This window comes from Fulvivirga ulvae, assembly GCF_021389975.1.
Taxonomy (GTDB): Bacteria; Bacteroidota; Bacteroidia; order Cytophagales; family Cyclobacteriaceae; genus Fulvivirga; species Fulvivirga ulvae.
Window position 1 is genome coordinate 1,651,224 of record NZ_CP089981.1, and the last position, 22,968, is coordinate 1,674,191.

The 22,968-nt window shown below is 43.3% G+C and carries 16 protein-coding genes and 1 tRNA gene; 5 read left to right on the forward strand and 12 right to left on the reverse strand.

All coding sequences use genetic code 11. The features are described from left to right. Positions 1-6 precede the first annotated feature (6 nt). On the forward strand, positions 7-2,220 hold the full coding sequence (locus tag LVD17_RS06960; protein WP_233765682.1) for an OmpA family protein: 2,214 nt from the start codon (positions 7-9) through the stop codon (positions 2,218-2,220). 84 nt (positions 2,221-2,304) lie between these two features. Here LVD17_RS06960 and LVD17_RS06965 read toward each other — a convergent pair whose 3' ends face one another. The 11 genes from LVD17_RS06965 to LVD17_RS07015 all read right to left on the reverse strand — a co-directional run bounded on the left by LVD17_RS06965 (position 2,305) and on the right by LVD17_RS07015 (position 18,000). Further along, the gene (locus LVD17_RS06965) at positions 2,305-3,186 is read right to left on the reverse strand and encodes a glycerophosphodiester phosphodiesterase (RefSeq protein WP_233765684.1); all 882 of its coding nucleotides are present in this window, start codon (positions 3,184-3,186) and stop codon (positions 2,305-2,307) included. A 107-nt stretch (positions 3,187-3,293) separates the two neighbouring features. Continuing rightward, a complete protein-coding gene (locus LVD17_RS06970; RefSeq protein ID WP_233765685.1) occupies positions 3,294-4,196 on the reverse strand; it encodes a formylglycine-generating enzyme family protein in 903 nt (300 codons plus the stop codon). An 11-nt stretch (positions 4,197-4,207) separates the two neighbouring features. Beyond that, entirely contained in the window at positions 4,208-4,633 is a 426-nt protein-coding gene (locus tag LVD17_RS06975) for a sulfatase/phosphatase domain-containing protein (RefSeq protein WP_233765686.1), read from the reverse strand. Then, positions 4,630-5,733 carry a sulfatase-like hydrolase/transferase gene (locus LVD17_RS06980; RefSeq protein WP_233765687.1) on the reverse strand — a complete coding sequence of 368 codons (1,104 nt, stop codon included), beginning with the start codon at positions 5,731-5,733 and terminating at the stop codon, positions 4,630-4,632. Before LVD17_RS06980 ends, LVD17_RS06975 begins: the two co-directional genes overlap by 4 nt. 138 nt (positions 5,734-5,871) lie before the next feature. Beyond that, a complete protein-coding gene (gene bglX, locus LVD17_RS06985; RefSeq protein WP_233765688.1) occupies positions 5,872-8,103 on the reverse strand; it encodes a beta-glucosidase BglX in 2,232 nt (743 codons plus the stop codon). Positions 8,104-8,105: 2 nt separating this feature from the next. Continuing rightward, entirely contained in the window at positions 8,106-8,891 is a 786-nt protein-coding gene (locus LVD17_RS06990; protein ID WP_233765690.1) for a carboxylesterase family protein, read from the reverse strand. Continuing rightward, positions 8,875-10,236, reverse strand: coding sequence for a glucoamylase family protein (locus tag LVD17_RS06995; protein WP_233765692.1), 1,362 nt, complete (start codon positions 10,234-10,236; stop codon positions 8,875-8,877). The genes LVD17_RS06990 and LVD17_RS06995 overlap by 17 nt, the downstream gene beginning before the upstream one ends. Before the next feature lie 7 nt (positions 10,237-10,243). Further along, positions 10,244-12,205 (reverse strand): glucoamylase family protein, encoded by a 1,962-nt coding sequence (locus LVD17_RS07000; RefSeq protein WP_233765694.1) that lies wholly within the window; start codon positions 12,203-12,205, stop codon positions 10,244-10,246. A 43-nt stretch (positions 12,206-12,248) separates the two neighbouring features. Further along, positions 12,249-13,370 carry a LamG domain-containing protein gene (locus LVD17_RS07005; RefSeq protein ID WP_233765696.1) on the reverse strand — a complete coding sequence of 374 codons (1,122 nt, stop codon included), beginning with the start codon at positions 13,368-13,370 and terminating at the stop codon, positions 12,249-12,251. 12 nt (positions 13,371-13,382) lie between these two features. Continuing rightward, positions 13,383-14,936: a RagB/SusD family nutrient uptake outer membrane protein gene (locus LVD17_RS07010; protein WP_233765698.1), complete on the reverse strand. Its 1,554-nt coding sequence runs from the start codon at positions 14,934-14,936 to the stop codon at positions 13,383-13,385. Positions 14,937-14,955: 19 nt separating this feature from the next. After that, positions 14,956-18,000 carry a SusC/RagA family TonB-linked outer membrane protein gene (locus LVD17_RS07015; protein ID WP_233765699.1) on the reverse strand — a complete coding sequence of 1,015 codons (3,045 nt, stop codon included), beginning with the start codon at positions 17,998-18,000 and terminating at the stop codon, positions 14,956-14,958. 440 nt (positions 18,001-18,440) lie between these two features. Between LVD17_RS07015 and LVD17_RS07020 the strand changes: the two genes are divergently transcribed. From LVD17_RS07020 to LVD17_RS07030, 3 genes are all read left to right on the forward strand, one after another. Continuing rightward, positions 18,441-19,109: a class I SAM-dependent methyltransferase gene (locus LVD17_RS07020; protein WP_233765700.1), complete on the forward strand. Its 669-nt coding sequence runs from the start codon at positions 18,441-18,443 to the stop codon at positions 19,107-19,109. Between the two features lie 350 nt (positions 19,110-19,459). Next, positions 19,460-19,678: a DUF4287 domain-containing protein gene (locus LVD17_RS07025; protein ID WP_233765701.1), complete on the forward strand. Its 219-nt coding sequence runs from the start codon at positions 19,460-19,462 to the stop codon at positions 19,676-19,678. 113 nt (positions 19,679-19,791) lie between these two features. Further along, positions 19,792-21,036: an NAD(P)/FAD-dependent oxidoreductase gene (locus LVD17_RS07030; protein WP_233765702.1), complete on the forward strand. Its 1,245-nt coding sequence runs from the start codon at positions 19,792-19,794 to the stop codon at positions 21,034-21,036. Positions 21,037-21,039: 3 nt separating this feature from the next. Here LVD17_RS07030 and LVD17_RS07035 read toward each other — a convergent pair whose 3' ends face one another. Continuing rightward, a complete protein-coding gene (locus tag LVD17_RS07035) occupies positions 21,040-22,656 on the reverse strand; it encodes a tetratricopeptide repeat protein (protein ID WP_233765704.1) in 1,617 nt (538 codons plus the stop codon). 190 nt (positions 22,657-22,846) lie between these two features. Between LVD17_RS07035 and LVD17_RS07040 the strand changes: the two genes are divergently transcribed. Continuing rightward, a tRNA-Val gene (locus LVD17_RS07040) sits at positions 22,847-22,921 on the forward strand. Positions 22,922-22,968 lie beyond the last annotated feature (47 nt).

The window sequence follows — 22,968 nt, forward strand, 5'->3', positions numbered from 1 at the left end:
AAACAGATGAAACATATTCAATTTATAATTTACTTAATGGTTATTACCCATTGTGCCTTTGGCCAAAGCTCGGTAACCTCTTTGTTTAGCAGCAACGAAAAGGTAGGGGATAAGCTTTTCGAGCGACTCGCTTTTGTCCCTGCATTGGACGCTTATCTGCTTGCCTTGAAAAACAACAAGGATAATGACACCTTAAAACTTAAAATTGCTGAAAGTTATCGACTGCTGAACGATCCTGAAAGTGCATCAAAATGGTATGGGGAAGTGCTGCCTCAAAACGCAGGTATGGATGCAGCGTATTATATCCACTATGCAGAGGTACTGACCAGTGCCGGCAAATATGATGAAGCGAAGGACTGGTACTTAAAATACGGTGCTCAGACTCCTGAGGATGGAAGGGTAAAAGAAAAGATCAGAGGCATTGAAGACATTGAGAAGCTTAACAAAAATGAGTTTGAAGTCAGTATTAGCAAGGTAGACTGGAACTCCGAATTCTCAGATTTTAGTCCGGCATATTATGGCGATGAGTTATTATTTGTATCTGCTCGCCCCGGCAAAATGAAAAATTTGCAAGACTTCAAATGGGATGGCTCTAATTTTCTGGATATATACCAGGTCCATGACAGCGGAAGCGTAGCGTCTTTCAACAGAAATGTTAATGGTAAATACCATGAGGGGCCTCTGGTAGTTTATGATGAGGGAAGAAAAATGATATTTACCCGCGATAACTACTACAAAGGGAAGCTCAAAGCAAGTAAAAACGGTACCACTAAGTTAAACCTCTACTATGCCGAAAGAGACAGTGTGTCTGACCAATGGGGAGACACACAGCCAATGCCTTTTAACAACGATGAGTATTCTGTTGGTCATCCTGCTATCAGTGAGGATGGACTCACACTTTATTTTGTATCAGACATGCCGGGAGGGAAAGGTGGAACTGATATTTACAAAAGTGAAATGAAAGACGGTAACTGGGGTAAGCCTGTAAACCTTGGAGAACCCGTAAATACTGAGGGTAACGAGATGTTCCCATTCTTAAATAATGATGAAGAGCTTTTCTTTGCCAGCAATGGCCACCCGGGTCTTGGAGGATTGGATATTTACGTCTTCGATGTCATTAAGAATAAAAACGTAGTCAACCTTGGCGCACCTATTAATTCAACACTGGATGACTTTGGGTTGATCATCGATAAGCAAGAGGGGTACTTTTCTTCAAATCGCGATGGTGGGAAAAATCATGATGACATATACTCATTCACAGCAGAGAGGCCTTTCCTTACCAGTTATATAGCCAGTGGCACGGTTTACGACAAGACTTCCAAAACAATACTCGATAATGTAATAGTAAAGCTTTACGATGAGGGCGGTAATCTTATAGATTCAATCTACTCAGATAAGAATGGTAAGTATGCATTCGCCGTTGATACCGGAAAGAAATATAATATCAAGGCTGATAAGGACAATTACTTCCCAACAGAATTATCATTTAAAACCCCAAACTCTGATGAAGGCTTATGGGAGAATGATCTTTATCTGAATAATGACTATGGTTTTCAGTTAGTAGGTGAAGTTGTTTTAAAAGGTACGGATGAAGCCCTGCCCGGGGTGCAGGTAAAGATTACAGACAACTTTACCGGTAAGAATATATTAACTGCTCAAACTGACAATGCCGGGGGTTTTGTAAATCCGCTAGAGGATAAGAAACCCGGTGACAGGGTGAGCTATCAGATTCAGTTGCAAAAGGATGGGTATCTGGGCAAAAATTTTGTATTCAATCATCTACTAAAGGAACCTGGCCCTATTTACTTAAAGGAGTTTCTAGACCTCTCGATGGATAAAATAGAAGTAGGTACGGATATAGGGAAGCTTGTTGACCTAAAGCCTATATATTTTGATCTGGGTAAGTCCAATATAAGAAAGGATGCTGCGCTGGAGCTGGATAAGGTGGTGAAGGTTATGAAAGAAAACCCATCCTTGCAAATTGAGCTAGGCGCTCATACAGATTCCAGAGGTAGTGCCGTATCCAACGAAAAGCTTTCTGATAAAAGAGCGAAGGCATCTGCTGCGTACATTATTTCGCAAGGCATAGATGCGAGTAGAATTACCGGAAAAGGTTACGGTGAAAGCCAATTGATCAACGAATGTGCTGATGGTGTTAAATGTTCCGAAGAGCAACATCAAAACAACAGAAGAACTGAATTTAAGGTAGTCAAAATGTAATACTAAGTTCTCACCAAATGTTCCATAAAAAAACCAGCCTGTGCTTAAAAGCAGGCTGGTTTTTAATTTATTGCTTCATTTCAATCAATTAGGCCGTGTCAGACCTAACTGATTGGCAATGTTGGGATAGTCTGTAATGATGCCATCTACACCCCATTCTATCAATTGCTTCATTTCTTTGGCTTCGTTTACTGTCCAGGGAATGACTTTGATACCCATATCATGAAGCTCTTTAACTTTATTTTTTGTGAGTAGTTTATAATAAGGGCTATAGATATGCGGTTTGAAACCAATATTGGCAACGTTGGTCTCTATTGACCGGGTGTTTTCCACCAATGCCGCAAGCCGAACCTGAGGGTATTTTTCATGCCAGTACTGCAATACTCTGAAATCAAAGGATTGGATAACAATCCTGCTCATGGGCAGGTACTGATCGATGGTTTTATAAACCAGGTCTGAAAATTCCTGTACCTCAGGGTGAGATTTGCCATCGCCATCACGGGTGCTTTTAATTTCTATGTTGTAGTCAACCTCGTATTGCGTGTAGCTTTTTATATGTTTTTCAACCTCTTTGATCACATCACTTAGCAGGGGCTTGCTTACATGAAGTTTTTGTTGTTGAGGAAATCGCGTGCTATTGAGATAGCCGCAGTCGAATGCCTTTACTTCCTCATAAGTCATATTATAGATGTTGTACTTCTTATCATCTTTAAACTCAGCATTATCCGGAGTCAGGCATATTTCCGGCGACATCCATGGCTCGTGTGAAACCACCACTTTTTTATCTTTAGTGATCACCACATCGAGTTCAAGGGTTGTTACGCCCTGATCGAGGGCATATTTAAAAGCCGGTATGGTATTTTCAGGCATCATGCCCCGCGCCCCGCGATGGCCCTGAATGTCTACTTTTTGAGCGTTTGAAATGAAAGGAGCCATAATAAGTACAGCAAAAATGATTCTGAACATATATTCGGTTAGGTTTTATTCCATTACTAATCTACGATTATATACGGTCAGAAAGGTTAAATTATTATTAAACTTAAGGTGCGAATATAACCCTGCGAAGCACTAACCTATTTTGTGGCATCCATGGCACATCGAAAGCCGAGATGAAAATTAGAGGTTTCCCCGGAGGTATATTGTCTTGCAGAGACCATGTAGCCATGGCAAACAAGAGAATCGCACATGAATGAGCCTCCTCTGATTGTTTTTAAATTATCTTTAACTTTAAAATATTGCCCATTGCCTTCATATAGCCGATAGGTGTCACTACACCATTCCCATACATTGCCGCCCATGTCAGAAAGGCCGCATGAGGTGATACCAAATTCACCAACGGGTGAGGTAAACCGGTAACCATCACTTTCAGTATTTCGATAGGGAAAAGTACCCTGCCACACATTGGCGAAGAATTTCCCTTCTCTATCAGCCAGTTCCGGACCCCAGCTATAGCGTTCTGGAGAATTTTTACCACCGCGTGCTGCATATTCCCATTCCACCTCAGTGGGTAAACGTTTGCCAGCCCAGGAGGCATAGGCCCTGGCGTCGTTCCAACTGACATGAGTTACCGGATGATTGTCACCGGCAGGTGAGGCATTTCTGCCTAATGGGTACCTCCAGTTCACACTATCGATCAACTCATATTGAAAGGTTCGAAAATTAAAGAGTGCAGAGTTTCCAAATTTTTCGGCATCGGTTTGGTAGCCTGTACTTTTTACAAAATCCCTGAATTGCTCCACGGTTACCGGGTGTTTGTCCATAAAAAATGGGGAAACACGGGTTTGGAACACCGGAGCTTCATTGGGCAAGCCTTCTTCCGAACCAATGGTGATCTTTCCTCCGCTAAAATAGACCATACCTTCGGGTGGTGTTGGTTCGGGAGAGCAACCCGTAAAAAGGAACAGGCTTAAAACTGCCGGTATGGCTATAGCTGACGAAAGTTTAATACACATCTTCACAATGACCAAACCAGACAAAAACTGAATATTTAGTAAGTCTTTTGATAACCGTGATCAAATCTGGCACCACGGTCCTCCTTTAGCGGTATCTGCATCCCTCCTGTTTCCTTTAGCCAGGTAAATAAATCATCCCTCAACTCTTTGGCTACAGCCTGATGCTCCTGACTCCGGATGAGATTGTTCATTTCCATGGGATCATTTTCAAGGTCATAGAGTTCGTTGATGTCCCAGATACCATAGTAGCGGATGTATTTATACTTATCTGTTCTTACAGCATGTACTGTAGGAGTTTGCGGAAACGGCCGCTCCCAGAAATATTCGTAGTATATCCTGTCTCTCCAGGCAGTGTTTTCTCCCTTTAACAAGGGCAGGAAGGATTGTCCGTCCATATTAACCGGCTTATCCAGGCCTGCAAGCGAAAGGATAGTTGGTGCTATATCAATGTTTTGAATCAATTGTCCAACACTGTCCTTTTAAGCACGTTGTTGCCACCGTAAACCAATAGCGGTACTCTCATTGATTCTTCGTATGCGTGCCTCTTGTCTATCAGACCATGTTCTCCAAATGAGAAGCCATTATCACCCATATAAAACACCAGGGTATTTTCAAGCAATCCGTTTTGCTCAAGGTACTCCAATACCTGGCCGATGCTCTCATCTACTGAAAGTAAGGTTTCAGTGTAGCGCTGATAAAACTCATCGAAGGTTACCGCTCCATGGAACATGTAGTCGACTCCATGCCAACTGTAGCGTTGCTTTTTTACCCATTCAGGAACATCCTCATAATTATAGCCTTTTGCTCCGGCATTTTCCGGAGACATGGTTGGCGGGTACTGCAACGGTTCTCCTTCGTATACATTTTTATGCCTCCTTGCAGGTGCAAACTCCGAATGAACGCCTTTATGTGAGAGATACATAAAGAATGGCTTGTCCTTTTGCCTGTTTTCCAGCCATTTGATGGCTTTGCCGGTAAGCAGGTCGGTTATATAAGTGCTGTCTTCGTACGCCTCTTCCTTACCATCCACGTTAAGTACGGGATTATAATAAACACCCTGTCCTTTGAAACTAACCCAGTGATCAAAGCCTCTTCGTGGGTTGGCGTGGTGTTCGCCCATGTGCCATTTTCCAAAAAAGGAAGTTTCATAGCCCACTTTTTGAAGATACTGAGGGAAGAATACGGAAGTGTCCGGTACAGCAGACTGGTTGTCAATAACCTGGTGCCGGTGTGATAACTGTCCGGTAAGGATAGAGGCGCGGCTCGGTGAGCATAGTGAGGTGGTAACAAAGGCATTTTGGATGTGTGTGCCCTGCCGGGCCATTTTATCCATATGGGGTGTTTTGAGAAAAGGAACCTTCCCGGTAAAGCCCATGAAATCGTAGCGATGGTCATCACTCAATATAAATACCACATTCATAGGTTTGGTTTCAGCGTCCTTACGCAGCTCCAAATCATTATCTGCGCTTTTTATCTGGTCATCTTCCGTAGGTTGTTGGCAAGAGCTTACTACAAATGCTGCAAGGAGTGATGGTATTAAAAACTTTGTAAGGTGTATCATAGGCATCAATAATCTGTTAACGGCCGTTCAGCAAAGGGGGCGGGGTTTATTGGATAGTCAAACCTAAACCCCTATGAATTTTCCGATTTCACCCCGCTGACCCTTTGCGAATGACCTATTTTCAACCGATCATATGTTTTACTTTAGACTAAACTTAATAGTATTTCCTTCTGCCGCGTTCGGCCCAACTGTTACCATAAAATCTCCAGGCTCAGCTTTGAAAGACATATCGCGTGTATAAAATTTCAAATCGCCAGGATTGATGGTAAATTGCACTAACTTACTTTCTCCGGGTTTCAGGGATATTTTTTTGAAGCCTTTCAACTCTTTAACCGGCCTGGTGACACTTCCTACCAGATCCTGGATATAAAGTTGTACTACCTCCTCTCCTGCGTATTCTCCGGTATTCTCCACGGTAACTTCTACCTCAAGGCTGTCATTTCCGGTAACTTCTGTTTTGCTTAGTTTCAGGCCATTGTAGGTAAAAGTGGTATAGCTTAAGCCGTAACCAAACGGGTACAATGGCTCATTGGGTACATCTATATATTTGCTGGTGTACTTATTTTCGGCTTGAAACGGACGTCCGGTATTCTTCATGTTGTAGAAAATCGGTATTTGCCCTACATTTCTCGGGAATGTCATAGTGAGTTTGCCTGACGGGTTGTATTTACCCGACAGTACCTCTGCAATGGCCTGACCCGCCATAGTACCCAGATGCCAGGTATTAACCACAGCAGGAATATTCTTATCAATCCACTCGATGGTTAATGGCCTGCCTGCCATCACCAGGGCTACTATTGGCTTACCTGTTTTATTCACGGCCTCTAAAAGCTCCTGCTGCACACCAGGCAGACCGATTTCAGACCGGCTGGCGGCTTCTCCACTCTGCTGGTAATTTTCTCCCAATGCCATGATCACCAGATCAGCTTTCCTGGCAACATCCACGGCTTCACTAAATCCTTTTCGATCGTCTCCTGAAAAGCCTGCACCTTGGGCGTAGGTGATTTTTGCATCAGGAAATTCATTTTTGAGGCCTTGTAATACGGTTACTACTTTGCCGGCATCACCAGAGGCATGCCAGGTACCTAACAGATCCTGTTGGTTATCCCCAAGGGGGCCGATTAACGCAATAGATTTCACTTCTTTGGAAACAGGCAATAGTTTTTTACCATTTACCGGATCATTTTTGAGTAGTACGATGGATTCTTTGGCAACGGCCAGCGAATGATCCATCAGCTCTTTGGAGAAAAGCACCTCTTTTTCACGGGCTTCGTCCAAGTAATGGTATGGATCTTCAAATAAGCCGAGCTTCCATTTCATTTCCAGTATTTTCCTAACGGCCTCATCAATTCTTTTTTCCTCTACCTTACCTTCTTCTACCAGTTTTTGCAGGTGATCATTGAAAACACTTCCCTGCATGTCCATGTCAACGCCTGCGTTTACAGCCAGCTCGGCAGCTTCTTTTTCGTTGGCTACCACACCATGAGGTACCATTTCATTGATGGATGTATAGTCAGTGACCACGAAACCATCAAAATCCCACTCATCGCGAAGTATCTCTGTGAGCAGATATTTATTCCCTGAAGCAGGAACGCCATCTACTTCATTAAAAGAAGTCATAACTGTAGCCGCACCTGCATCGATAGCCGCTTTGTATGGTGGCAGGTAAGTTTCCCTGAGTACCCTGTCTGACATATCAACGGTATGATAGTCGCGTCCGGCCTGGGCTGCTCCGTAGGCAGCGAAATGCTTGACGCAAGCCATCAGGGTGAAAGGGTCGCTCAGGTCATCTCCCTGGTACCCTTGTACCCTTGCTCTGGCAATCAGGCTGCCAAGGTATGGGTCTTCGCCCGAACCTTCGGCCACTCTGCCCCATCGCGGATCACGTGAAATGTCGACCATGGGATTAAATGTCCAGTTGAGCCCCGAAGCAGCAGCTTCTTTTGCTGACAGGCGAGCTGTTTCTTTGATAATTTCCATATTCCAGGTACAGGCCTCGGCCAGGGGAATCGGGAAGATGGTTCTATGCCCGTGGATAACATCATAACCAAACAGCAGTGGAATACCCAGTCGGGTTTCTTCCACGGCAATTTTCTGCAGGTCGGTATTATATGCTACGGTATGTGCATTGAACAGTGCCCCAACACGGCCAGCCTTTAACTCTTCTTTGTAATTTTCATTCAATGTAGGGCCTGTTACATCCCATCCACTGGTATAGAGGGTCATTTGCCCTATTTTTTCTTCCAGCGTCATTTCATTGATCAAAGAATCAATAAAGGCATCTGCTTCAGATGTTTTGCTCTTTTCTTCTTTTGTACATGCCGCAACGCTGAGGCATACAATACCTGCAAATAAAAATCTCTTTATCATTATTAATTTGTTGTCTGCTTTTTGTTTGAAAATAACCAGCTTAAAAGTTCAGGTTCGGCAAAAGCCTTGTCCCAGCTATTGTGATTGGTGTCGGGGTACAGGGTAAATTTCACATCGCCACCTGCCTTTTTAATAGCTTCTACCATAATTTCAGAGTATTTCGGAGGTACCACATCATCCTCAGCCCCGTGAAAAACCCAAAACGGCACTTTGCCGGCATAGCGTTTTGCACTTTCAGGATGACCTCCCCCGCAAATGGCAAAAGCTGCAGCAAAAGTATCGGGCCTTCTGCTCACCAACTCAAATGTACCCATACCTCCCATAGACAGCCCTCCAACATACACCCGGCGCTTATCTACATAGGATTCGTTTAAGAACTTATCCAGCAGGCCTGAAACCAATGCCAGTGACTTATTAGGACTACCACCCTGCTGAAATTGAAAAATCCTGCCGTCATCGGTTATCTTTTTCTCCACATTTGACCAGTAGTCGTTTTCAGGGCATTGAGGGAAAATAACTATGGCCGGATAGTTATCCCTTTCTTCCAGAAAGAGTTTACTCCCATGAACCAGTTGCTTTTCATTGTCATACCCCCGTTCGCCGGCACCATGAAGAAAGAGCACTACCGGATACTGTGTGGTTTTGCTGAAATTGCCGGGCCATAATACCCTGTATTTCAGTGTATCTACACCAGAGACAAAATATTCCTTTTTAAAAGCGCTTCTATCCTGTGCCATAGCCGAATGCATAAGTAAAAAGCCTAGTATGACCTTAATCCATGTCTTCATAGGTAAAGCCGAGTTTGTTTAGTCCTTCTTTCACTTCCGGGGCATTCATAAACAGCTTCCAGAGTAGCCCTGTTCTGTAGTTTTCGACCATTACAGGGATAGGTCCCTGGTCAATGGCAAGGTAATGTGGTTTATACCAGTTCTTTTCGAAACTAAATGCATCGTAAGGGCCATATTCTCCTACAAGACTATCTGCTTCGGTGTACATAAACCTCAAAAAGTCCATGCTATGTTTTGGTGTATATGGGAATGAGGATAGTGCTGCAGTTGGTGAAATCACACCCAGGTCGTGTCCAGGGTGGTGTCCGGCATATCCTTTGGGAGAATAACTTGAAGTAAGTCCCCAGCACTTCTCTCCATACCCTTCATAATTTTCAGGATTTTCCACACAATACTCGTAGTGGATCAATGCATGGTTCTGGTTAAGCTTCCAGTAATCGGCATATTTATCCTTAAGTGTTCGCGGATCAAGGCCGAGGTAAGAATAATGTGCCCAAAACAGTGGCCCAACAGGATCATTATTAGTCTCATAGTGATCGAGAATGGTCTCATACCCCATGTAGGTGGTATCGCTGGTAATGGAGTCGTTGCGTGCCCAGCCTTGATGATAAACCTCAGGCTCTATCGGAAAGGTAGGTGAAGCAGCAGCAAGCACGTACATGATCAGGCACTCATTGTAGCCGCCAACGGGAAAGTTCATATCCCAGCCATTGTTGGGAGACCAATGCCAGTACAATACATTTTCGCCTCCTTTGGTGTACCAGTTCCATTCTACACCTTTCCAGAGTTCATCTATTTTGGCTGCCAGTGCTTTTTCCGCTTCATTGCCATCTTTAAAATACTCCCGTACAGTTAGCAGGCCCTGTACCAGAAAAGCGGTTTCCACCAAATCCCCTCCGTCATCTTTGGGGCTAAATGCCTTTACCTTACCGGTTTCTCCCATTAGCCAGTGCGGCCATGCGCCATGAAAACGGTCGGCCTTTTCAAGATAATCAACTATCTGCTGAAACCTTTTCAGCCCCTGCTCCCTAGTAATAAAGCCACGCTCAATACCCACCAATATAGCCATCAGACCAAAGCCTGAACCTCCTGTTGTGACCACATTTTTATCATTCTGGGGGTAAACACCATCCATATGTGTTCTTTCACGGCCTAATCCTGAAACCGGCTCGGCATTGTCCCAGAAGTACTGAAATGTCTGGTACTGTACCAATGTCATCAGGGAATCGTCGGAAATGATGCGTGTAATATCTCCGGATTCCACTTCTGTTGATTGTGGCTTCTGGCTACATGAAGCAGCCAGTATTAAAAGAGTAGTTATAAAGAGGTATAAATATTTGGTCATCCTGATTTTAATATGAGGTAAAACTTAATTTATCTAATCCGTTTTCAATTTCTTTGTTAGTCATAAACAGATCCCAAAGCAGTGCTGTACGATAATTTTCTATCATGGTAACTATCGGTCCCTGATCTATGGCAAGGTAAGAGCTGGCCGTCCACTCTCGCGTAAAGTTAAAGGCATCATAAAACCCATACGTCCCCCAGAGCTTGTCTCCAAGCAAATAATAAAAGTGCTTTATGGCTTCCATTGAGTATTCGGGAGTATAAGGCATAGAAGAAATGGCAGCCGTTGGCGTAATCACTCCAAGATCGTTATCAGGCGAATGTGCCGAATACCCTTCATGATTATCACTGGCCGTAAGCCCCCAGCTTACTTTGCTGTAGCCTACGTAATCTTTCGGGTTAGCTATGCAGTGCATCCTGTTGATGGAGGTATGGTTTACATTTTGGATCCAGTAGTTTGCGTACTGGTCTTCAAGGTTGCGGGGATCCAGGCCAAGGAAAGAATAGTGTGCAAAAAACAATGGCCCACCGTATGCACTGCCCACCGGGAGTTCAATACCGTAATATTCATTGCCATTTTTCATTTCCCCGTTGCCAGCCCAGCCCTGGTGATAAACTTCTGCATCAATGGCATGTGTGGGCGAAGATGCCGCCAGCACGTAGACGATCAAAGACTCATTCCACCCGCTGATCTGGTGGTTCATATCCCAGCCATAGTTGGGGGACCAATGCCAGTAAAGCACCTCCTCGCCTTCTCGGGTAAACCAGTCCCACTCTACCGCTTCCCATAGTTGGGTGATGGCAGATTTTATGGCAGCTTCCTGGGTATCTCCATCATTCAGGTATTCACGCACCGTGAGCAAACCCTGGACCATGAATGCAGTTTCTACAAGATCGGCACCATCATCTTTCTGACTAAATGGTATTACTTCTCCTGTATTACCATTTACCCAGTGGGGCCAGACCCCATGAAAGCGATCGGCGGTGGACAAAAAATCAACTATTGTCTCAAGCCTGTCCATCCCTTGCTGGCGAGTGATGAACCCTCGCTCTATACCTACAAGGATTGTCATCACTCCAAATCCGGAACCCCCAATGGTTACCACATCACCGGAAGTATTACGCTCCCTGGCAAGACCACTGGTAGGATGAGCAAAATCCCAGAAGTATTTGAAAGTCTGCTCCTGTACTTTGGTAAGCAATTCTTCATCCGTTATTTCAGGGAATTTGTAAGTAGAATCGAGTTGTGTATAAAAAGTCAATTCGTAACCGAAGAAAGGCTCATTATCTGTACCTTTTAATGTTTCCATTAACTCCAAATTATATTTTTTCAGATATTCCAGGGTAATGGAACTGGTCACACTAACCATTTTGCCATCCTCAGAGGTTATTACCGGGGCAACAGTGCCTGATATTTGAAGTGCTTCCTCAAAAGATTCCATATCCACCGGACCTGAAAAACTGAATGTGAAGGTCGGGTTTACCTTGACATTGGTAACCAGCGGTTTTTGATCAATAGTGTTCCCATCTATTACAACTGACAAAAGCTTCAGGTCTTCCGGTTTGGTTTTAAAGCTGAAAGATACGGCCGTAGCACTTCCTCCACCGGCTCCATGGAGCTGTTCGGATATACTTAAGGTATAGACTGTGCTACTTTCCAGAAGGGTAGCCGGATGAATTAGCACAGTATTCTGTGCTGAAAGTGTAGCTTCAAATGCCACGTCCTTACTGTCTGAGGTCAATGAAATGGCGGATAGTAAAGATGTTTCATCTAAAGCTCCGGTAAAGATCAATGTTATAGGCTTGTCAACAGGTAAACCTTCTGTTGTTTCACTACCGTCGATACTGATTGCTGTTGAGCCCATAAAGGCCTGCTTTAAGCCAAACGGCTCCTGGCTTGCATCATCATCGTTGCAAGAAAGCAGGCTCATCATGAGCACGGTAAACAAAAAACAACTTTTCAATTTCATATTCCGGAACAAAGGATCGCTTACGGTTTATCTTTTAATATAATCAATCCACATCATCTACCAGCGCCTGAATTTCATCTGCCGAAAGCGCCCTGTTAAATATTCTCACTTCATCGATTTCGCCGGTTAAGAAGCTGGCCCATGGCTGTGACCCAGTAGCAGAAGTTAAACTGGGTGTAGTTTGGAACTGATATGTTCCGAATACCATAGAGCCTACATTCTCGAAAGCCAAAGGGCCTGTCCATGCGGCAGGAGTTGTGGATTTCAACTCTCCATTGATGTAGTATTTGATTTCCGAAGAGGTGGCGTCATAAGTTAGCGTGTGGTTAGACCACTGACCAAAAATATTAGTTAAGTTAGTGATTCCAGTAACCCAGGTTTCACTTGCACCATTGGTAACGTGTGCCTTCATATTTGCACCATTAGTCAAATTGCCACCATCTACGAGCACCTCGATGTTGCCCCAGAAGGAACTTACATTTGACAGACTGACCAACCCAAATGAACCGTCTATTCCCGATTCATCACCTACATAATCCACCTTTGCCCAAAATGACAGGGTAAAATTCTCTACTCCGGCTAATGTATCTCCCGGGAAAAGTATGTATGACTCATTAGCTGCATCCAAGCTAAGTGCATTGCCTTTAATGCCGTCGGCAAAACCCGGCGCCCCACTTGTAGTAGCGCTCTTTTCACTGATAATGTCAAGGAAGACACCTCCTTCAAATGGCATATAAAAAATCTCTCCATCCTTGGGGAAATATTCGTTGGTCACTATAAAAGTTACTGACTCGGTAGTTTCTTTACCTGAAGGATCTGTTGCTGTTACCGCAACTGTATGTTCACCAATCGGAAGGCCTTCATAGGTAAAAGAATTGTTGGCATTCCTGTAGTCTTTAAAGTCAGAAAAATCAGCCAGCTCAGCTCCATCAAGCGCTATGGATACAGACTGCACTTCAATGTCATCAGTAGCCTGGAACTTAAAGGTAACATCGGCAGTGTTTTCAGTGAAAGGAATAAAAATATCACCCGTCGGATTGCTGATGGTAACTACAGGGGCAGACTCATCCGGTCCCGGATCTACGGCCGAAATATCATCTATATAGCCGTCATCGCAACCAAAGGCGAATATGGCTCCCATTATGTATAATTTATATAATTTCATTTTTGCTTAGGTTTAATTTTGTTCATACTCCGCTAACTGAGGCAACAGATCAAGCTGAGCCAATGGATATGGCAGGTATTTGTCCTCTTCTTCGATGTAATTTCTGACATCATAATCAAGCTCCTCAGTCCTGTTGTGACGTACAAGGTCATAAAACCTGATGCCCCACTCCATGGCAAATTCTGCATACTTCTCATTCAGCACATCTTCCAATGTAACTCCTGAGATATCTCCAAGTCCAGCCCTGTCGCGTACCTCATTCAAGGCAGCGTCAGCACTCATTACACTGCTCGTAGCTCCTTGAGTAAGGGCTTCGGCATGCATCAACAAGATCTCTGCATAACGTATGCATATAAAGTTTTTGTTGGTACCATATACAGTCCTTCCGGGAGTTAGTTGGTTGGAAGGCAGATAGTGTTTTCCACTTGAAAACATCGACCTTGGGTTTGGTGAACCGTCAGTTTTACCAATAATATCACCATCCCTGGTTTCATTGGAGACCCATGCCGGAAGTGTGGCATAAGCAGGGTCAGATTTTATTTTCGCTATGCCTTCCTCTGTGAAAAGTACGCTGGTTTCCAGCCTTACGGTTTCTCCTCTATCCAGCATGAACTTGATATACTTCTCCGTAGGCTCCCAGAAGCCCCAGCCTCCACCAGCACCCGCAACTGCGGGAGCGTAATCGTTGGGGCCAAAGAATTCATACAGGTATGAGAAATTTTGCCCTGAGCCTTGCCCCAAGTCTGAGTACTGTAGCTCAAGAATATTTTCGCTACTCAACTTGCCCGGAATTTTGAAAAGCTCATAAAAATCAGGATATAGGGTAAATGCGCCCGATTCAATGATTTGTCCGGTAGCATTGGCTACTTCCTGATAGTTTTTAAGCTCCAGGTTGGCCAGCGCTTTTACAGCAAGGGCGGTATAGCGGGTAATACCACCCGGGATGTCCGTCCTTTGGTTGGGATGCACATTGGGCAGCAAAGGTATAGCTGCATCCATATCAGCAGAAATATGCTGCATCACTTCCTCACGTGAAGATACTTCTGTGGTGTATAATTCGTCAGTCGAAGAACTGGTTGTGATCAATAAGCCTCCCCAGAGCCGTGAAAGCTGGAATAGAGAAAATGCTCTCATCACCTTAATTTCGGCTATATACTGATCAGCCTCAGCCGGATTTGGTGCATACTCCTTGTAAAGGGCTATCTGCTCCATATTTGCATGGTAGTCGATGATGTCGGAGTAAAGGTTAAGCCAGGCTGAATTGTACATCCAGAATGACCTGTCGTAGCGGTACACATCGGTAGCCAGCAAAGGCTCCTGATCACCATTCGGGTCTACATCATCACCTCTTACTGATATCAGCGGGTAGGTCTCCCATTGCAATTCATATAGCTTAGCGTATGCACCTGTCAAAAGACGGAACATATCCTCGGTTTTTGTGTAGTCAACGCCGTCAAGCACTACCTCATTTTCGAGGGGCTCGTTCAGAGAGTCGTCGCACGACAGCACGATTAGTGATGCCAGTGTCAGACTCATTATATATTTTAAAAACTTGATAGGTTTCATAACAATCAGTTTAAAAATTTTAAAGTTTTATGTTCAGACCTATGGTGTAAATACCTGGAATAGGATAAGTCTGGCGGTCAATACCATCGGCTACCTCCGGGTTGAAACCGTTGTAATCAAATACGGTCAATGGTCTCTCTGCTGTAAGTGTAATCCTGACATCCGGCATAGGTGCCCCGAACAGCTCTCTATTGATCAGGCTATAGGCCAACCTTACGTTTTGGATACGGAAGTAAGAACCATCCTCTACAAAGTAATCACTCATGCTCAGGTTATAGGCCTTTCTCAAACCTGCCGCTGATGGGTATTCGTTGGAAGTACCTTCTCCTCTCCATAGGTTATCGGCAAGGTCGGCATCAATGTTGGTATCTGTGGTGAACAGCATTTCGCCTCGCTTTCGGTTAAGTATACTGTGACCGGTCTGTCCCTGGAAGTTGGCTGTCAATTCTATGTTTTTATAATTAACACCGATATTGAATCCATAAGTTAACTTGGGTAAATATGAGCCTAACACCACACGATCGAGGTCATCTATCACACCATCATTGTTTTGGTCTTTGAACCTGAAATCACCGGGAATAATATTATTGGCATCAATAAATTCCTGGGTCAGGCCGCTACTGCTGATCTGCCCTTCGTTTTGGAATACACCTTCCACTTCATACCCGAAAAAGGCTTCTATCGGCTCTCCAATGATTGATCTCTGACGGAACTCGCCTTGTCCTGCATTCAGATAAGGCTGTCCGCCGAGGTCTCTAACTTCATTTTTGAGGGTGGCAAGGTTTCCTCCAACGGAGTAAGACAGGTCCTCAGAAATGTTGTCAGACCAGTTAAGTGCAAGCTCAAGTCCTGAATTGCGTATAACACCTCTGTTTCTACGAATCTGATCTCTAACCAATGGTAACACGATAGGGAGAGCAGCATCTTCGGTATCCCTGATATAGTAATCCGCTTCAAGTGAAAGCTTGTTTTCCAGGAACCTTCCGCTTATACCTATGTTGGTTTCTTCAGTAGTTTCCCACTTCTCCAGCAGGTCATAAAAAACATCGGCTTCATTACCCAACACAAGTATTCCACCTATTGCGGTTTCTGTGCCTACCAAAGTAGGCTTACCAACCGCTGCAGGCGATGAATCATTGCCCAACTTACCCCAGCTAGCCCTGATCTTCAGGAAATTAACCGGTTTAAAGTCGAAGAAACTCTCTTCTGAAAGCACCCAGCCTACACCTACGGTAGGGAAATTGCCCCATTTCTCCTGGAATTTGTTTGTACCATCTCTTCTGAAAGTACCGTAGATCAGGTAACGGTCATCATAGTTGTAGGAGATCCGCCCGAAATAGGAAGTGCCATAGAATTTACCCAGATCACTATTTTCATCGTCAAAATCCCCTACTTCTCCCACATCGATAGCTCCGTTGTCTATGTACCAATACTCCTCATTATCAGGATTTGGAGAAGGGTTTAACTCAGTACCTTTAGCGAAAAGCAGATCAGCAGTTTCGCTACGGTAAGAGTAGCCTCCCATGATGCTGAAGCTATGTGCCCCAATATTTTCATTGAAAGTTAAAATGTTATCCCATATCTCATCAAGGGAAGTAGTATTCTGTTTTTTAATTCCCGATACTACCGGTGAAAGTCCATCATTAAAGGCAAAGTCCACGGTTCGCTGATTTACCGAGCCGAAGTTATAATTGTAGGAGGTCTTAAATGATAGCTTGTTGGGAAGGATCTCGAAATCTGCGTAGAAATTTGCAAGTATTTTAGTGACCTTGAATCTGTCATCGTTATACAGCAGATCATAAAACGGATTTTGCGAATTTCTATAGCCTAATATTTTGGCATTGGACAGACTAAAAGGTTCCGCATCGGTGTTTTGATCATCATAAACCGGCAGGATAGGAACTGCAAAATAGGTTTTGAACCATACGGCGTTGTCGGCAACATATCTTGTAGCATTGCTGATGTTGACATTACCTCCTACATTTAACCAGTTGGCAGCATCAAAGTCCACTTTACTCCGGAAGTTGAAACGTTCATAGTCATTGCGGGTATGCTGTAGCAGACCTTCCTGATCAAAGTAACTTGCCCCAACAGCATAGCGCGAATTCTGGCCTCCTCCACTGATGGTAATAGAGTGATTTTGAATGGGTGCCGTCTGCAGTACCTCATCATACCAGTCGGTATTTACATCAGGTACGTTAGGGTTTACCCGGCTTCGCCCATATCGCTGAAAGGCGGCATTGAGAAAAGCAATATCAGCTGATGATCCGGTTTCCCGGACGTATTGAGAAAACTGCTCCGCATTAGCCATTTTCAATACATTCTGAGGTACCTGCACACCATAGTAACCATCATAAACAATTTGCGGTGCCTGGTCGTATGATCCGGATTTCGTTTCGATAAGTACTACACCATTAGCAGCACGCACACCGTAAATGGCAGCGGCAGAAGCATCTTTCAGCACTGAGATGCTTGCGATATCAGCGGTATTCAGGAAGTCGATGTTATCGAAGAACATCCCGTCAACCACGTAAAGTGGATCGGATTTTCCTTGTAGAGAACCTACACCCCTAACCCTAACCTTGGGGCCTTCCCCAGGTTCACCACGGCTCACGATCTGTACACCGGCCACTTTTCCCTGAAGGGCCTGCATTGCCTGACTTGTGGGTGTCTTCTGTATCTCTTCGGCCTTTACTGTGGCAATGGCAGAAGTAAGGTCTTTTTCCTGCTGGGTTCCATACCCAACTACTACAATTTCATCCAGTGAGGTAATATCACTTTCCATACTAATGTCAATGACACTTCTGCCACTCACATTCACACTTTGTGTCGCAAAACCTATAAATGAAAAGATGATGACATTTTCACCTTCATTAAGACTCAGCGAATAATTTCCATCAATATCGGTGACTGTACCTTTAGTTGTATTCTCCACAAGCACATTGACACCCGGCAACGGCTGGCCGTCGTCTGATGATGTCACCTTTCCACTAACATTTGTCTGTGCTCTTGCACCGGATATAACGGCCAGAGCTAGCATAAGAGAGAGTAAATATTTTAGCATAAGGTTATTGTTAGGTTATTATTTGCGACTGGTTACCCAATCGTGAAATAATGGTAGTCGGGATTCTATACTAAAACAAGAAACAGGAAGTGATTTCTGTTAAAACAAGGCATTTTTTGAGCTTAAAAAACATGCCGCCGTTGCGCTTAAAAAACAATGATACGAGTGAATCAGAGGGTTTTTGTCACTGGAAACGATTGCATGTATCGCATTAATAGCAGAAATGGGGATTTTGAAGATTTAGCCTCGAAAGATGTCTGTCAAATCAAACTTCTGAGGATCATACAGATAGTTCGGGTTTTGTAATGTCAACTCACAAAATGAACGATCAGGTCGTTTTCTATGCCGCAGATGGAAATCTGCAAAGGTCCTTTGAAACTGATATGTAAAACTGATAGTTTAGTAACACTAACCAAACGCAAACCAACCATAACAAGCAGATGAAAAAAGAAATGACTGAAACGGAACTTCGGCAATTGGAAAAACAACTTGGGTGCCCAAGCGGAGAGATGGGTATAGAACTAGGCGTGACCATGCATGAAACTAATATCGGCATGACTCTGAACACAATTGAATTCCTTGACCTGCATGATGGCAATTTGGTACTCGAACTAGGGCATGGAAACTGTAGCCATCTGGAGAAATTGTTAGGGAAAGCAAAAAACCTCGCATACCACGGGCTGGAGATTTCAACTTTGATGCATGAGGAAGCTCAAAGAATTAATCAGCAGGTAATTGCAGATCACAAAGTTGATTTTAAGCTTTATAATGGTGAGAATATCCCGTTTCCTGAAAGTCATTTCGACAGGATCATGACGGTAAATACTATTTATTTTTGGAAAGAGCCTGAAGGGTTTATTAATGAGATCGGGAGAAAGTTGAAGCCAAACGGTTGTTTGGTTATAACTTTTGCTCAAAAGGATTTTATGAAGAACCTGCCGTTTGTAGGAGAAAACTTTACCTTGTACAACCAAAGAGATATTGAAAAGCTGGTGGAAGGATCGGGTCTGGCGATCACCGGATACCTCGATAAAACAGAAGAAGTAAAAAGTAAGGCAGGGGAAAGTGTGGAGAGATTTTACTCTATGGTGAAGTTGGCCAAGAAATAGTGACAGAACTAAGAAATAGCTACCTATAATTAATACTGCTTACTAAACTTCCAAATGTTTGGTAAAACTGGTCTTGCTCAGAAGTACCGACTGTAGTAATACTACAAAACTGATTAATTCTACTCCCTTTTGCTGATAGGTCGCTCTCTTTTCAGAGCCGCATTTGTTGCTGTTTAGGTAAAAATCACTTGAAGCCGGATGGCTCTGCTATAGCAGTTGAGGCATGCGCAGTATAAATGGCGGTATCAGCCCCTATAAGAGCCGCTATCATACTGTTATCGGTTGATGAATAATTTTCACATTTGCATTGTATAAGGTTTTAATTATTCATGCACTAAAAAATAAAGACGATGTCATTTCAAGCATATTTAGACAACATTCAAACAAAAACAGGGAAAACACCTACAGATTTTGAAACGTTGGCAGCAGAAAAGGGATTCACCCGGGATGGGCAAATTAAACAAGGGGTAAAAGCTACGGAGATCACCAACTGGTTAAAAGATGAGTATGAGCTAGGGCATGGTCATGCCATGGCTATTTATGCTTATATTAAAGGCAAGAGAGAGTAGGCCGAGCCTCACATTAATTGATTGTTTCCCGGCTAGTTTTTAGCAGCTTCTATAGGTAATTAAAGGCAAAACAATGAAATTGGTGACCCCCTTAATTACCTATCAGAAGTTTAATGGAAAAAACAATTGTTATAGGCGGCGGCCTGATGGGCAGCTCGGCGGCCTGGCAGCTTTCCCGGCAGGGAGAACAGGTATTGCTCATTGAGCAGCAACAAAGCGTTTATAAAAATGGATCAAGCTATGGTGAGTCGCGTATTGCCAGGAGCCTTGGGCCGGAAGATGACATTTTCTCCTACCTTCACAACAAATCGGTAGCTGAAGCAAAGCAGCTAATTTCGTTTTTAAACGCTGCATCAAATGGCAACACACATAGCATGGAGGATATCTACACGCATTCGCCTGTAACCTATGTGTTTGACCATACGAGTATCGAAGAGATGAAAGCCATTTGCCATGAAAAGCAGACTGACGCTTATAAAATAGCATCTCATACCAATGCTCATGAGGTTCTAGGCATGACTATCCCTTCGTCCGATACGGTGATCAGGGAGTTCACTGACTATAGCGGAACTTTTAATCCCAGAGTTTTAATTGCGAAGCTACATGAGGGCATACGGCAATATGGTAACAGGATTTTGTATGGATATAAAATAGCCGGCATATCCCGAAAGCATGGGCATTATGAAATTGAAGCCGTTGACCTTCAAACGCAGGAAACAAAATTATTTCTCACAGAAAAACTGGTAGTGGCGGCAGGGCCTTATACCGGAGAGTTGTTAAAGCACATTGCCCCTCAATTCGGTACGCTGATCACGCCCAAGCGGGTATTTACTTCTTTCTTTAAAATAAAAGCCTCAGTATATCTCACCTACTCCGCTGATGAAAAGGAAGCCATAAGGCAGTCTCAACCCTCCTATTTTCAGTATGATGGCCTGTTCTACTCCATGATTGACCGCATTGATGATGACGGTTTACCGGTTTTCAAAGCAGGCGCCCATGGCATTTATCATTCGATTGAGAATATGGATGAGTGCTGGAATACCCAGCCGACTGATGAAAATGTAGAATGGGTCAGGGAGAGATTGTACAGGTACTTAAAGATGCTTAACATTTCCATTCAAGAATCTGATTTGGAATATGTTCATAAACAGTCATGTGTATATTCCCTGACAGTCAACGGACTACCTTTTGTTACACCTGCAACCCAGGGAGACAATAGCATGGTAGTCATAGGAGGCATGAATGGTATAGGAGGCAAAGGAAGTATGTGCTATGGTTTGATTGCTGCAAATCTTTTGCTGGGAAAGGAGGAGGAGGAAGCAATGTACAAAAAGACTCTGGAGGCTTTAAGAAAATAAAAACTAGTCTAAGGCATCCCGGCTAAGTACGATTTTTTCATCAATGGCTTTTGTAATAGTTCCTACGACTTTATCAAGACTTAGACATTCCTGTTCAATTTTATGATAAAAGCTTTTTAACTCGTATATATCCTGAACATGATTTGCTAAATGGGCCAGGCCCAGCAGGCGTGCCACGGGAGCCCTGAGTTGGTGAGCGTTGATAAAGGCATACTCTTCGAGTTGCCGGTTACGAATAGTCAGCTCACTGGTTCTTTGCTTTACCTTCTCTTCCAGTAGAAGGGTCATCTTCTTGCGGGATCGGTACCTAAAGATGAGCAACATGAAAATTATAATTAATAGTATAAGCAAAACTGTTAAATAATACACTTTTTCGCTGTTTCGCTTAACGGCAGACTGCAGGAGCTCCTTTTCGAGCCTGGCCTTGTCCATTTCGAATTGATGCTGCCTGTCAAGGTCATTTTTAATGATGTCGGAAACCTGACTTAGATTATAGATTTTCCGGTAAAGGTCGAAAAAGGCTTCATGTGCAGCCAGGGCATTTTCATAATCGTTTAAATAATCGTAAGCAATATATCGCCAGTTGTTAACCTCCATATTTTGCTTTACAGACAGCCTTGAAACTTCATATTGAAAGTTTACTGTTTCCTTTGCCAATTTCAGTGCTTTTTTGTGATCATTCATGTATTTATAGGCCTGAAATTTGCCGAACAATTGTTTAAACTTTAAATAATAATTGGAATCAGAAATTTCTATCTTGTCAAATACTACCAATGCTTTTTCCGGTTTTAGCCTGGCCAAAAGGATATTACCCTGGGTAAGGTATATCATGCTGCGTCCATATGCGTTGGGATACTTCTCTATTACCTTTTCTGCCAGCATGTTATAATGCCAGGCGCTATCTGTTTGGTTCTGAATCAGGTAGATCTCAGATATAGTAAGGAGTTCCACTATGGATTCATCTTCATCGACATATACTAAAGATGTTTTGCAAACATCAAGAGCTCTCTCATAAAGTCCTAAAACCATATAAGTATGCGCTATATTACTCAAAATATAGGATGAAGAAGCTTGTTCCTGATTAAAGAAGCTTCTGGCACTTGTAAGAATCCTCATTGAGGAAAGGTAATCTCCATCACTCATGAGCCTTACTGCCATATTGTTAAGAGATCGTATTACCTGGGTGCTGTCATTCTTATTTAAGAAGTACTGATATGCCTGCTGTAGATGGGTACTTTTGTGGGCATACGTCCTGGTATCAAGCATGCCCTTCAATAATAAAATGTTCCCTTCATTATAATCAATTCCTGATTTTTTAATTTCTGAATCCAGCACATTAAGATAAAATGCCGCCGAATCGTTAGCAAAGTCAAGAAAGTGGAGGTATGCCTTGAGGTATGTGAATTGGTGAATAGCATCTATATCCTGTTGCTTTATCAGTTGATTTCTCACTGCATCCAGCATCTTAAATGCTTCTTCCCTATCAAATTTGTGAAGTATGAGTATCGAATCATATAGAGTACTGTATGTCGTATCTGGTTCTTTCGAATAACTTTTACATTCAGGCAGGTTTATTACAATACCAATAAGTATTGTTAATAAAAGTTTGAACGGATTCATGCTATTAAGACATTAGTTGTCAGTCAATTATAAAGTTAGCTAAATTTCAAAACTGACATATCAACTTATAGACACTTATGGCAGGAGTTATGATTTAATTTGTGGTCAATGTAAATTAAATAGATCATGCTATTATTATCATCTTGCCTGAATCATTCCGAAGTAGTACATTTGCCGTTCAATCAATCACGGGACCTTAGCTCAGTTGGTTTAGAGCGCCGCCTTGACAGGGCGGAGGTCGTGGGTTCGAATCCCTCAGGTCCCACAGAAGTTAAAAACCGGTCAAAAATCGACGATTTTAGCCGGTTTTTA